Raw genomic sequence first — 12,739 nt, 5'->3', positions numbered from 1 at the left:
AAATGGATTCATCGTACAAGAACCCTTCAGACCTGCTGCACAAGCCGGAAGGGTTCCTTAACAAACTGTATGATACTTTTTTTATTATAAAAAATGTCAGCCATCGTGTCAACAGAAAAAGCCGGACCCGTCCTTTAAAAAGGGGTCCAGCCTTCCACACCTTGAATGCCAAGGCCCGGCATGTCCGAGAGGACGAGATGGTCCTCATCATAGGTAATGCCGCCCTGAATGGGATCTGCCGCCATGAGATCGGCTGCATCCAAATCATTCTTTGTAATCACTGCCGTCCCGGCCGATAAGGCCGCCGCTGCCGTGATACCGATTTTGCATTCCAGCATGCAGCCCATCATGCATTCGACACCGGCCGCTTCCGCCATGGCAGCGATTTTCGAAGCCGGCCCGAGGCCGCCGGCCTTCATGAGCTTTATATTGATCAAGTCACAGGCCCGCATGGACAGCAGGCGAAAGACATCGGCCGGGCTGAATGCCGATTCATCGGCCATGATCAGGGTATCGACATGATCCGTCACCTGTTTCAGGCCTTCAAAATCGGCGGCCTTTACGGGCTGTTCGATGAGTTCGATAGCAAGACCGGCATCTTCCATGGCCCGGATGAGGCGGATGGCTTCTTTGGGCTTCCAGCCCTGATTGGCATCGAGGCGGATGGCAACGTCTTTCCCGACAGCCTGGCGAATGGAGGCGACGCGGTCAAAGTCAACGGCACTGTCGCTACCGACTTTCAGCTTCAAATGACGGTACCCAGCCCGAACGGCTTTTATCGCATCAGCGGCCATGACGTCAGGCGGATTGACACTGATCGTAAGGTCCGATGCGATGCGCTGGCGGCGGCCGCCAAAGAAGCGATAGAGGGGCAGACCATAACGCTGGCCGAAGAGATCATGGACGGCGATGTCGAGGGCGGCCTTAGCCGATGTATTGTGGACCATCGCCCCTTGGATTGTTTCTAAAATGAGTTCCCGGTCGTCGATATCCATGCCGATCAGCTTCGGCCCGATGACATGTTCGACCGCCCCGGCTACCGATTCGTGGCTGTCGCCGGTGATGACGACCGTTGCCGGCGCATTGCCGTAGCCAACGTGTCCGTCATCGGTGTGGACCTTGACGACGACGTCTTCGGCCACATCGACGCGGCGCAGGGCCGTAATAAAAGGTGTTTTTAAGGGAATGGCAATTTTCCCGATTTCAATGGCTGTAATCTTCATAAATATGTCCTATACTAAAAAATCTAAAATAGCTTCCACACTGGTGACGATATGAGAAACGCCTTCTCGTTCAAACATCGTCCTGGCCTCGTCTCCATCGATACCGGTCAAGGTCCCGATCATGACGGCCCCCAAGGCTTTGGCACACCAAACGTCGGCTAAGGAATCACCGACGACATAGTACGTCCCCTGCTTGAAATCATCCATGCAGTTCACATAGTCCGCGTAGCGGGCCTTATCCTTCCCAAAGGCACCGAGGCAGTAGACGAAGGGATGCGGTTTATCCAAAGACAGGTTCAGCATGCCTTCCGCTTCTTCGACGTCGCTGTAGGTGGCGGTGTAATGCTCGTCAAATTCGTCCAGCCAGCCGTAGGTGCGGAAAGGGATTTCCATTTCCGCCCGGGACCGACCGGTAGCGATGGCAATCTCATAGCCCCGGCGCTTGAGTTCACGAAACATATGCCGGATGCCTTCGATCGTTCCCAGCGGTTCTTCGCGGGTCAGAAAGCCCGGTTTTCCCGGCGCATAAGGCTTTTTCCCATACGTCTTTTCATAGAGCGAATCGCCAAAGTACCAATCCTGAAAGGCTTCAAAAGCCAGATTCCACAGCGGCGAACGAAGGGGCGTCCACTGGCGCGTCCCCTCTCCCAGAGATGCCGCAACGGCATCGCTCAGGTAAGCAAAGACGTCGTCCTTACTAGCCTCATCGGGCACCGTTTCAGCCAACCTTTGACAGACGTCATCGGCCGATGGAAGTTCATAGGCCTGAAGAAGTCTGCCGAGCCCTTGAACGTCGGCATTCGTCTCAATGACGGTTTCCACGGGACCATGCTGTGCGGTATACCGTTCCAACAGGAGCCACAAGGTGACGACGAGATGGGCGTGGACCATATCCCAGTTGCTGTTGACACCGTGCTTTTTCAGCCACAACAATATGGCGTCGTCTTTCCAAAACCGGCCGCGCAGGCGGTCAATGGCTTCATCACTGAGTTCGGCCGTAACCGTCTCATGGCCCAAATGCAGGTATTTTTCACTGTAATACCACTCCCAGAGGACCAGGGCCGATACGTCAAAATACCGTTTTTCGCTGAGTAAGACGCCGTCGACGTCAAAAATTACTTTCTTCATGGGACTCCCTTTTCTTAAAACGTCTTATCTAAATGACCGACGGTCTTCTTATTGCCCTTGACATGGGACCGTTCTTCCAAGACCTTCATGACGTCATTCACCGTAACCCCCGTATCTTCCCACAAGACGGCCAGGTGATACAGTAAGTCCGCCGACTCCTTGCAGACTTCGAGCCGCAGGTCTTCGGCCTGTTCTGACTTGTCATCGGCAACGGGATCGGCATTCTTGGCAGCGATGATGACTTCTGCCGATTCTTCACCGATCTTCTTGCAGATCTTATCGATACCGGTCTGGAGCAGATAGGACGTATACGATTTTTCCGTCGGATGAATCCGCTTGTCGCTGATTTCCTGGCTGAGATCCGACAAAATGGACAAACTTCCGGTATAGCTCTTTTCCCATTCCGTCATGGACCGGAAGAAACACGATTTATGGCCCGTATGGCAGGCCGCGCCGATTTGGTCGACAGTCAGTAAGATCGTGTCGGCGTCGCAGTCGACGGCAATGGAACGGACGCGCTGGAAATGGCCGGACGTTTCGCCCTTGTGCCATAAAGCCTTGCGGCTGCGGCTGTAATACCAGGCATCGCCGCTTTCTACCGTACGCTGCAGGGCTTCTTCATTCATATAGGCTACCATCAAAATTTTGCCGCTGCAGCCTTCCTGAACGACGGCCGGCACCAGACCTCTGCCGTCAAATTTTATATCTTTCATCGATACACTATCCATTTATACTTCTGCCCCTCTCATGGGAATGCCCTGTCCCTGTAAATAGCCTTTCAAATCGGGTATGTCGATTTGGCCAAAATGAAATACCGAAGCTGCCAGAGCCGCATCGACACCGGTATCGAAGACGTCCTTAAAGTCCTGCATCGTACCGGCCCCGCCGGAGGCGATGATCGGTACCGGGAGTTCGGACGCTAAGCGGCGGTTCAATTCCAAATCGAAGCCGGCCTTTTCCCCATCGGCATCCATAGAATTCATGCAGATTTCGCCGGCACCTAAGGCCACGCCTTCTTTAGCCCAGGCCATGGCATCGATGCCCGTATTCTTGCGTCCCCCTTCGACGTATACCTGCCAGCTGCCATGGTTGTCGCGCTTGGCATCGATGGACAAGACGACACACTGGCTGCCAAAACGCTGAGCCGCTTCGCGGATCAGTTCCGGCCTAAGAACGGCTGCCGAGTTGACCGAGACCTTATCGGCACCGGCCCGCAAAACCTGGTGAAAGTCATCGATACTGGCGATACCGCCGCCGATCGTAAAGGGGATGGTAATCGTTTCGGCCACAGCACGGACGACGTCGAGGAAGATATGGCGTTTTTCATGAGTCGCCGTAATATCGTAAAAAACGAGTTCGTCGGCCAACTGGTCCGAATAGAATTTCCCCAAGCTGACCGGGTCGTCGACATCCTGCAGGTGCTTAAACTGCTTCCCCTTCACGACGCGGCCGTTGCGGACGTCGAGGCAGGGTACAATTCGTTTCGCCAACATCTTACATTCCCCCTAAACTACGGATTTCAGCCATGGTGATTTTCCCTTCGTACAGGGCCTTTCCCGTAATGGCCCCATAGATGCCCATGGACTTCAGTTTCTTCAAATCGTCGATGCTGCTCATCCCGCCCGATGCGATAAGGCGGATATAAGGCAGCTGCTGAAGCTGGCCGAGCATGGTAAAATTCGGTCCGGTCAGCATCCCGTCGCGGCTGATATCGGTGTAAATCAAGGTATTGATGCCCAGGTCCAACATCGCTTGGGCAAAGGGCAACACGCGTTTATCGCTGCCGTCGACCCAGCCGCGGGTAGCGACGACATCTTCCTTGGCATCGATGGACACGGCCAGCATAGAGCCATATTTTTTAGCCATGGCCGCCATAAAGTCCGGATCTTCGACGGCCTTAGAACCGATGATGACCCGATTGACGCCGGCCTCTAAATACGTTTCGATAGCTTCTTCACTGCGAATGCCTCCGCCGACTTCGACAGGGATATCGACGGCTTCACAAATATCACCGATTATCGAGGCGTTAGAGAGACTGCCCGAAAAGGCGCCGTCGAGGTCGACGACGTGGAGAAAGAGAGCCCCTTCGTCGGCCCACTTTACCGCCGCTTCGACAGGATTGTCAAAATACGTCGTACTGTCTTCCTTTACGCCCTGGCGCAGGCGGACGGCACGGCCGTTTTGGATATCAATAGCGGGAAATACAATCATGGTCTCATCCTTCCTGTTTCACGTAATCGACGACATTTTTAAGGAGCTGCTGCCCGACGCGGCCGCTCTTTTCCGGATGGAACTGAAAGCCAAGGACGTTGTCCAGGCCGCAGATAGCCGGTACGGGTTCTCCATAGTCGGCAGTGGCAATGACGTCGGGCGTATCAGCCGGTGCTTTATGATACGAATGAACGAAATAAACGTAAGGTTCTTTGGGAAGATTCTTTTGGAGCCAGTGAGCCTTCCGAAATTCCAAGGCGTTCCAGCCCATATGGGGGACCTTCAATTTCGTGTGGAAGGGAACGATATCACCGGGCAAAAAGCCTAAGCCCTTATACGTCCCCCCTTCAAAGCTCTGTTCAAATAAAAGCTGCATCCCCAGGCAGACGCCCATGAAGAATTTTCCAGCCTTTACCTGTTCCTGAAGGAGGGGTATGAGGTCAAATTTTTCTAAACTCCCAATGGCATCCCGGAAGGCCCCGACGCCGGGGAGTTCGATTAAATCGGCGTCGCGGATGACGGCGGCGTCGCGGGTAATGACCGCTTCGATGCCCAGACGCTTCCAGGCATGATAGACATTGGCCAAATTTCCAACTTCATAGTCGATGACAGCGATTTTCATTCCAACACCCCTTTTGTCGATAAGACACTCGTTTCATCCCCATCGATACGGACGGCTTCTTTCAAGGCATGGCCTAAGGCTTTAAAGACCGATTCGACGATGTGATGGGCGTTTACACCATATAAGTTGGTCACGTGGAGGTTCATGCGGCCGTGCACAGAGAGCGCATAGAGGAATTCCCGCAGCATCTCCGTTTCAAAGGCACCGATTCGTTCTACCTTGAGTTCCACATCGTAAACGAGGTAGGGCCGGCCGCTGAGATCGATGACGACCCGTGTCAGGGCTTCATCCATGGGGCAGTAGAACATGCCGTAGCGGCGGATTCCCTTCTTATCCCCGAGAGCCTTGGTCAGGGCGTCGCCAAAGACGATGGCCAAATCTTCCAGGACATGATGGGTATCGACGTCGAGGTCGCCGTGGACGTGGAGTTTGATATCCATGCCGCCGTGGCAGGCCAAGAGGTTCATCATGTGATCAAAAAAGCCGATGCCCGTCGAACCGCCAAAGGTTCCGGAACCATCGATATTGAGGGAAACGGCAATCTGCGTTTCTGCCGTTTCTCGTTCGATTTGAGCACTACGCATGTTTTTTCACCTCTTCCTTCAGGACAGAGACGACCTTTCGGACGACGTCTTCTGTCGTAATCGTAATTCGCAGGCAGTTTTTGAGATTTTCCGCCTTATAGGAACGGACGGAAATATCGGCAGCGCGCAGGGCCTTGTCCATGGCCGGTCCGTCAGGGACGCGGATTAAGACGAAGTTGGTCGCGCTGGGGTACATCGTAATTTCAGGCACATCCTCCAAGGCTTTATAGAAAACGTCGCGGGCCGCCAGCGTCGGCGGGATGTTGTGAGCCAAGATTTCGTCGGCGTATTCCAAGGCGGAAAGCGCTGCATTCTGAGAAAGGACGTTCAGGTTGTAGACCAGTTTTGTCAGGCTCAAGGCGTCGATGACCTCTTTTTGGGCTACGCCGTAACCGACGCGGCAACCGGCCAGGCCAAAGGCCTTAGATAAGGTACGGATGACGATGAGGTTATCGTACTGGGAAAGCTTGGTAATGATGCTGGGTACCCCGGAAAATTCCAAGTACGCTTCGTCGACGACGACGGGATTTTCCGAAGCCTGTAAGACCGCTTCGACATAGGACATCGGCAGGAGTTCCCCGGTCGGGTTATTGGGATTGCAGAGGACCGTGACCTTAGGCTGCAGTTCTTTTATTTTTTCAAGGAATCCGTCGCAGTCCCGGCGGTAGCCGTCGAGGTCGGGAACGGTGACCACTTCAGCACCGAGGACTTCGGCATCGAGGCCGTAAATATCAAAAGTCGGCGCATGCGTAAGCAGAACATCACCGGGATTTAAGAAGGTGTTCATGACCAGGCTGATGATTTCATCGCCGCCATTTCCAACTAGGACTTCATCGGCCTCGCAGCCGACGTAACCAGCCAGGGCCTGCCGCAGTTCTCCGGCAAAAGGATCGGGATAATGGTAGGACGGCGTCTGTTTCATGCGGGCCAAAAAGGCTTCTGCCACCTTGGGAAAATCGAAGATATTATACGGACTTTCATTGGCATCAATGACGATATTTTCGTTGATGTTCGGAGCCGCGTAGGGCTTAAAAGATTGTATGGTCTGACGAAGCCATTTATTATTCATCGATTCTCCTCCTGACAGCCAGGCCGTGGGCCTGTAATCCTTCGACATTGGCAAAGCGGATGACCTTATCGGCGACGGCTTCAAAGGCTTCCTTATTATAGGACAAGAGACTGCTGCGCTTGACGAAATCATAGACGCCGAGAGGCGATGAAAAAGCAGCCGTCCCCATGGTTGGCAAGGTATGATTAGGCCCTGCAAAATAATCGCCTAAGGGTTCCGTCGTATAAGGGCCGATGAAGATGGCTCCGGCATTGACGATTTTTTTCGCATAGGCTTCGGCATCGCTAAAGGCAATTTCCAAGTGTTCTGGTGCAATGAGATTCATGATCGCGACGGCCTGGTCCTTATCTTTGACGATGAAGAACTTGGCGTATTTTTCAATCGCTTCAGAAGCGATATCCTTCCGCGGCAGTTCTTCTAACTGGCGTTCGATTTCACGTTCAACTTCAGCCGCCAGGGCGGCACTCGGCGTAACCAGGAAGACCGCAGCCCGCCGATCGTGTTCGGCTTGGGCCAAGAGGTCGGCCGCAATCCAAGCCGGATTGGCTTCGTGATCAGCCAGGACGCCGACTTCACTGGGTCCGGCAATCATGTCGATGCCGACCGTGCCAAAGACCAGCCGTTTGGCCATAGCGACATAGGCGTTGCCCGGTCCGACGATTTTAAAGACCGGGGCAATGCTTTCCGTTCCGTAAGCGGCCGCCGCAATGCCCTGAGCCCCGCCGACCTTGTAGATTTCCGTAGCACCGGCGACGTGAGCCGCTGCCAGGATGTAAGGATTGACCGATCCGTCTTTGGCCGGCGGCGTAAAGACGGCAATGGACGGGACGCCGGCGACGTGAGCCGGAATGGTATCCATGAGAACCGTCGACGGATAGGCTGCCGTGCCGCCGGGTACATAGACGCCGACTCGTTGAATAGGCGTAAACTTAGCGCCCAGACGGACACCGGGACGGAAGGTATCGAACCAGGTCTTTTCCACCTGCCGTTCATGATAAGCCCGGATATTGGCCGCTCCTTCTTCAAGGATGCTCATAAAATCCGGACCGACGGCGGCGACAGCCTTTTCTATTTCTTCGGGCGTGACCAAGAAATCGTCGATGTCGACGCCATCAAATTGTTTTGTATAGGCACGAACAGCGGCGTCGCCGCCCTGTTCGACATTGGCTAAAATTTCTTCTACAGCCTTGCGGATCGCTTCACTTTCGGCCTGATCGCGCCGGGTAATGCGGCGAATATCGCGCAAGGTCAACCCCTTAGCGGGTACATCTATCCATTCCATCCTGATTCCCCCTACTTATGCCTTCATGCTGTGCTGACGGATGACGTCCATGAGCAGCTGAATATCGCGGTACTTCATTTTAAACGAAACGGGATTGCAGATCATACGGGCACTAAAATCCATAAAGTAATTCAAGACTTCCAAGCCATTGGCTTTCAGTGTATTGCCCGTTTCGACAATATCGACGATGACGTCGGACAAACCAACAATGGGTGCCAGTTCGACAGAGCCATTGAGTTTGATAATATCTACGCTGTGGTGATGGGCTTCAAAGTAACTTCGGGCAATGCGCGGGTACTTCGTGCCGATCGTAATGCGTTTGGTCATGTCGACTTTTTTCCCGGCAATGCCGGCGACGGCCATGCGGCAGCAGCCGATACCAAGGTCCATGACTTCGTAGACATCGGCTCCCGGAGCTTCTTCAAGGAGGACGTCTTTACCGACGATGCCGACGTCGGCTGCCCCTCGTTCGACGTAGACCGCCACATCGGGCGATTTGACCAGGGTTACCTTGAGCTGCCCCTTGGCATCTTCAAAAATCAGCCGGCGGCTTTCCTCGGAATACGTCGGAAATTCATAGCCGCTGTCGGCCAAATACTTCATGACTGCTTTATGAATGCGGCCCTTAGCCAGGGCAATGTGAATCGCCATCTTACAACCTCCCCATCAATGCTTCCAAGTCTGCTGCCGTCAGGCACTGGCCGTCTTTATAGTACGAGCCGTTGCGGTATATGGCATGAATGCTGTAATCAGAACTGTCGATAAACGACGAATCAGGATAAGCCGCAACGCGGAACCCCTTACTGCGCCAGTTCATGAGATCGCGAATCAAGGGCTGGTCCGTCGTCGTATAGGAGACAGCGAGCTGGAAAGACGGCTCCGTATCTTCAAGGAGGCCGGCGTCGTTCATGTATTCATACAAGAGGTTGATATTCATGCCAAAGCCGCAGGCCGGCCGATCGACACCGAAGCGGGACGACAGTCGATCATAGCGGCCGCCGTCGATGATGTCATACAGGGCTCCGTCGACGTAGACCTTAAAGACCGTATCCGTATAGTACCCCAAGGGGCTGGCAAACCCGAAATCGAGCTGGACTTTATCGGCATAGCCGGCATAGAGGATATAGTCGTAAACGGCTTCCAGTCGGGACAGGGCGTTGAGCATGCCGCTGTTGATCGAATAGTCGCGGGCCTTACTGAGGGTCTGGGCATAGGAACCGAATAGGACCGGCAAGGCGATGAGGGCTTCCCGGGCTTCGGCCGAAAGGGAGAGGGACTCGATATAGGACTTGCAGGCCACGAGATTCCGTTCTGCCATGTATCGCTTCAGCGTGTCTTTCTGTTCCGCCGAAATGGGAAGGCCTTCGAAGAGAGCCTGGGTATAAGCCGCCGTACCGATATCGATGCGAATGTTTTCGACGCCGACAGCCTTTAATATCTCCGCTGCCGTGACGATGACTTCACCGTCGCACTCCGGACTGGAGTCGCCTAAGATTTCAATACCGCCCTGTAAAAAATCCTTGCCATACGTCGACCGGCCATAGTATTCACGGAATACGGTGCTGACGTAGCCAAATTTAATGAGCTGGTTGGCACGGGGAAATTCGCGGGCCGCCGTTTCGACAACCGGCAACGTCACATCAGGCCGCAGGACCAGGACCCGGCCGTCGGTATCGATGGTCTTGACCATTTGCTGGCGGAGCTGAGGAAAGAAGTGTCGGTACACATCGTAATCTTCGAAGCTGGGCGTTTCAATAATCTTACAGCCGTGGTTCATGATGACAGAAATGATTTTTCCCTGGATTCGGTCATAATTGCGCATTTCATCGTGGTGGAGCATCTTCACTCCATCCAAGGTATTGTTGTTCATCCTATGACCACCCTTTCTTTATCGCTTTATCTTGGTAAAGTATTAAAATATTAACTGTTGATTATTGTACCACAAAGTTCCCAAAATAAAAATACCTTTTTCTAAATTTTTACGCTTTTTCTGTATTTTCGCCATGGGTATGAAGCCGTTTCTTGACGGCCTTTTCAAACTTCGGTCTGGGGATCATGACCCGGTGACCGCAACCGGTACAGCGGATGACAAAATCGACGCCGATGCGCAGTACTTCCCACTCGTTGCAGCCACAGGGATGGGCTTTCTTCATTTGGACCACGTCGCCTACATAGTAACGAACAAAATCAGCCATTAAAAATTCCTCCTCTATAAGAAGCTAATTATTGCATATATATCATTATATAGTCTGAGCCACGGCCCCGCAAGTCACAGCCCGCGGAAAAGAGGCCCATAATTGACCGACCTCAGCGGCTGTGTTAAGATAAGGGATAATCACAGAAACGAGGAGGGATTTTTTTGACGTCATCGACGAACCAGCAAACCCTGCGCCGATTATATCGACTCTGTTATGCTGCCGGCTCCGTTCTGACCTTGTGCATGGTCGCCCTTTTGGGCTGGATAGCCGTCTGTATCGCCTTAGAAAAAGAACCGCTGGCATCGATTGCCTTTTTACCCGATATGCCAACCTACGGTATCTTCATCCTCATCGCCGCTACCGCGGCTGTCACCATTGCCGTCTGGCAATACGGCGCGTCATTTCACCAGCGCTATGAAGAATCGGTAAGAAAGGAAGGGCCTCTAAACCAAAGACATGAGAAAGAATGAATTCATGGACCTCTTGCAGTATTACTTCCGCAAGAGCGATAAAAACGACTTAAAAGGCATTATTGAAGACTGTGAAGAACAGTTCCGCCTCGGCGCTAGCCAGGGAAAAACAGAAGAAGAAATCTGCTGTAAGCTCGGTCACCCAAAAAACATCTACCGCTACTATATCGGCGAACCCGTCGTCCCCGAAGACAATCCGCGGATGCCCGGCGACGACTACGACGACGCCTACCAGGAGTATGACGATTTCGGCCCGGGGGCCTCGTCGTCCCGCTATGATTTGCCGGAACAGCCCATCGATGATTATCGCCGCCCCCGCGAAAGGCGTCGGCCCTACGAATCCCGTCCGCCCCAGCACAGGGCCTACCGAGAACCGGACCGGGAAACAGGCAAGGATTTTAATTGGAATGACGGGGCCAACAACACAGCCAAAGCCGTTGCCAGTCCTTTTTTAGATATTCTCGGCACCTTGTTCGGCATTCTAAGCGGTTTCTTATACGCCGGGCTCACCCTCGTCATATTGGCATCCATCGCGATTTCCTTCATTCCCGCCTATGCCTATAGCGATCTTCTGCCCTTGCCTACGATTTCTATCGTGACCCGCATCCTGGTCGTACTCACCGTCCTCTTTGCCAGCTTAACCGCCAGTTATGCCGGCCAGGCCTGCCATGCGGCAGCCCGCGGAAGGAGGTCCTAAAAATGGCCCGTGTTATCATCTGCCTCTTTTTGACCCTGGCCTTTGCCTTCGGCAGCTATACGTCCTTTATGAGCAATGACTATCCGGCCCTGAAGCGTTGGATGACTTATTATAAGGAATATAAAGAACTCCAGGGAGCCCTCGATAAGGGCAACGCCAGCAAAGCCGAAATGCTCGATAAACTGCGAACCATGTATCCTGAAAAAGCCGCCGAAATCGAACGCCAATTTGAATCGAAGTACGGCAACCTGAAGGATTCCGCCGAAGAAGCCGGCAGCGACATCCAACACGAATGGGACTCCCGCGTCCGTGATGACGGCGACAGCCTCCGCAGCCGGGATGAATCTTCCGATTCCCAAAAATCATCCGACTCGTCGACACGCCGTAAAGAACAGACGCAGGATACCCGCCGTAACGATACCAGATCCCAGTCGGAATCATCGGATCGTTCCGCCGTTCACGACAATAATCGCGCAGCAGACGAAAAAAACCAGTAATTTAGGCCTATTCCTTTTTATCAACAAAGAATTAATCTTCGTTGACAGTAAAATCAAAAGGTGTTACAATAATATCAACCCAGAGGGGTGCTAACAGTAACAACGTCCCTATGAATTTATTACCATTAAGGAGGAATTGAGTTATGGAATTTAAAGGTTCAAAAACAGAAAAAAACTTACAGGCTGCATTTTCCGGTGAATCCCAGGCACGCAATAAGTACACCTATTATGCCAGCGTAGCTAAAAAAGCAGGCTACGAACAGATCAAAGCTTTCTTTGAAGAAACGGCCAACAACGAAAAAGAACATGCTAAAATCTGGTTCAAACTTCTCCATGGCGGCGAAATGCCGAACGACGTCGATGCATTGAAAGATGCGGCTGCCGGCGAACATTACGAATGGACGGAAATGTATCCGACCTTCGCTAAAGAAGCTCGCGAAGAAGGCTTCGACAAGATCGCTTTCTTGTTCGAAAAAGTCGCTCAAATCGAAAAACATCACGAAGAACGTTACTTAGCGCTCCTCAACAACATCGAATCGAAACAGGTATTCAAACGCTCTGAAAAGAAAACGTGGGTATGCCGCAACTGTGGTTTCATCGTAGAAGCCGACGAAGCTCCGAAGATCTGTCCGGTATGTGCTCATCCTCAGGCCTTCTTTGAAATCCAAGCTACGAACTACTAAGCAATACGAAGGGAGCCCTCTTTGATGTGACCCCAAAAAGTTAGGCCTAGCCACCGTAACAAAATGTTGCGGTGG

At 52.9% G+C, this 12,739-nt stretch carries 16 protein-coding genes; 4 read left to right on the top strand and 12 right to left on the bottom strand.

Going from position 1 to position 12,739, the window contains the following annotated elements:
* Positions 1-134 precede the first annotated feature (134 nt).
* From HMPREF3201_RS04155 to HMPREF3201_RS04100, 12 genes are all read right to left on the bottom strand, one after another.
* Positions 135-1,223: a dipeptide epimerase gene (locus tag HMPREF3201_RS04155; RefSeq protein WP_062411886.1), complete on the bottom strand. Its 1,089-nt coding sequence runs from the start codon at positions 1,221-1,223 to the stop codon at positions 135-137.
* Positions 1,224-1,232: 9 nt separating this feature from the next.
* Complete coding sequence (locus HMPREF3201_RS04150; protein ID WP_172980570.1) at positions 1,233-2,351, bottom strand: HAD family hydrolase; 1,119 nt, start codon at positions 2,349-2,351, stop codon at positions 1,233-1,235.
* Between the two features lie 14 nt (positions 2,352-2,365).
* On the bottom strand, positions 2,366-3,064 hold the full coding sequence (gene hisIE, locus HMPREF3201_RS04145) for a bifunctional phosphoribosyl-AMP cyclohydrolase/phosphoribosyl-ATP diphosphatase HisIE (protein WP_227188647.1): 699 nt from the start codon (positions 3,062-3,064) through the stop codon (positions 2,366-2,368).
* 15 nt (positions 3,065-3,079) lie between these two features.
* Positions 3,080-3,844, bottom strand: a complete 765-nt coding sequence (gene hisF / locus HMPREF3201_RS04140) for an imidazole glycerol phosphate synthase subunit HisF (protein WP_062411884.1) — start codon at positions 3,842-3,844, stop codon at positions 3,080-3,082.
* Between the two features lies 1 nt (position 3,845).
* A complete protein-coding gene (gene hisA, locus HMPREF3201_RS04135) occupies positions 3,846-4,562 on the bottom strand; it encodes a 1-(5-phosphoribosyl)-5-[(5-phosphoribosylamino)methylideneamino]imidazole-4-carboxamide isomerase (protein WP_062411883.1) in 717 nt (238 codons plus the stop codon).
* 4 nt (positions 4,563-4,566) lie between these two features.
* The gene (gene hisH, locus HMPREF3201_RS04130; RefSeq protein ID WP_062411882.1) at positions 4,567-5,184 is read right to left on the bottom strand and encodes an imidazole glycerol phosphate synthase subunit HisH; all 618 of its coding nucleotides are present in this window, start codon (positions 5,182-5,184) and stop codon (positions 4,567-4,569) included.
* Positions 5,181-5,768, bottom strand: coding sequence for an imidazoleglycerol-phosphate dehydratase HisB (gene hisB, locus HMPREF3201_RS04125; RefSeq protein ID WP_062411881.1), 588 nt, complete (start codon positions 5,766-5,768; stop codon positions 5,181-5,183). The genes hisH and hisB overlap by 4 nt, the downstream gene beginning before the upstream one ends.
* Positions 5,761-6,837, bottom strand: a complete 1,077-nt coding sequence (hisC, locus tag HMPREF3201_RS04120) for a histidinol-phosphate transaminase (protein ID WP_062411880.1) — start codon at positions 6,835-6,837, stop codon at positions 5,761-5,763. Before hisC ends, hisB begins: the two co-directional genes overlap by 8 nt.
* The gene (gene hisD, locus HMPREF3201_RS04115; protein ID WP_062411879.1) at positions 6,830-8,119 is read right to left on the bottom strand and encodes a histidinol dehydrogenase; all 1,290 of its coding nucleotides are present in this window, start codon (positions 8,117-8,119) and stop codon (positions 6,830-6,832) included. Before hisD ends, hisC begins: the two co-directional genes overlap by 8 nt.
* A gap of 15 nt (positions 8,120-8,134) precedes the next feature.
* Positions 8,135-8,770, bottom strand: coding sequence for an ATP phosphoribosyltransferase (gene hisG / locus HMPREF3201_RS04110; RefSeq protein ID WP_062411878.1), 636 nt, complete (start codon positions 8,768-8,770; stop codon positions 8,135-8,137).
* A 1-nt stretch (position 8,771) separates the two neighbouring features.
* A complete protein-coding gene (locus tag HMPREF3201_RS04105; protein ID WP_062411877.1) occupies positions 8,772-9,989 on the bottom strand; it encodes an ATP phosphoribosyltransferase regulatory subunit in 1,218 nt (405 codons plus the stop codon).
* A gap of 109 nt (positions 9,990-10,098) precedes the next feature.
* Complete coding sequence (locus HMPREF3201_RS04100) at positions 10,099-10,314, bottom strand: DUF951 domain-containing protein (RefSeq protein WP_062411876.1); 216 nt, start codon at positions 10,312-10,314, stop codon at positions 10,099-10,101.
* Between the two features lie 164 nt (positions 10,315-10,478).
* On the opposite strand from HMPREF3201_RS04100, the gene HMPREF3201_RS04095 reads away from it, so the two are divergent.
* The 4 genes from HMPREF3201_RS04095 (at position 10,479) to rbr (ending at position 12,664) form a co-directional block, all read left to right on the top strand.
* Positions 10,479-10,787 carry a hypothetical protein gene (locus HMPREF3201_RS04095; RefSeq protein WP_062411875.1) on the top strand — a complete coding sequence of 103 codons (309 nt, stop codon included), beginning with the start codon at positions 10,479-10,481 and terminating at the stop codon, positions 10,785-10,787.
* Positions 10,774-11,484, top strand: a complete 711-nt coding sequence (locus HMPREF3201_RS04090; RefSeq protein ID WP_072272016.1) for an HAAS domain-containing protein — start codon at positions 10,774-10,776, stop codon at positions 11,482-11,484. The genes HMPREF3201_RS04095 and HMPREF3201_RS04090 overlap by 14 nt, the downstream gene beginning before the upstream one ends.
* 2 nt (positions 11,485-11,486) lie before the next feature.
* Positions 11,487-11,981, top strand: a complete 495-nt coding sequence (locus tag HMPREF3201_RS04085; RefSeq protein ID WP_062411874.1) for a hypothetical protein — start codon at positions 11,487-11,489, stop codon at positions 11,979-11,981.
* A gap of 143 nt (positions 11,982-12,124) precedes the next feature.
* Positions 12,125-12,664, top strand: coding sequence for a rubrerythrin (rbr, locus tag HMPREF3201_RS04080; protein WP_062411873.1), 540 nt, complete (start codon positions 12,125-12,127; stop codon positions 12,662-12,664).
* Positions 12,665-12,739 lie beyond the last annotated feature (75 nt).

Source organism: Megasphaera sp. MJR8396C (assembly GCF_001546855.1).
Classification (GTDB): domain Bacteria; phylum Bacillota; class Negativicutes; order Veillonellales; family Megasphaeraceae; genus Megasphaera.
The sequence above is the reverse complement of the archived record's forward strand: the minus strand, read 5'-3'. Positions and strand labels throughout refer to the sequence as shown.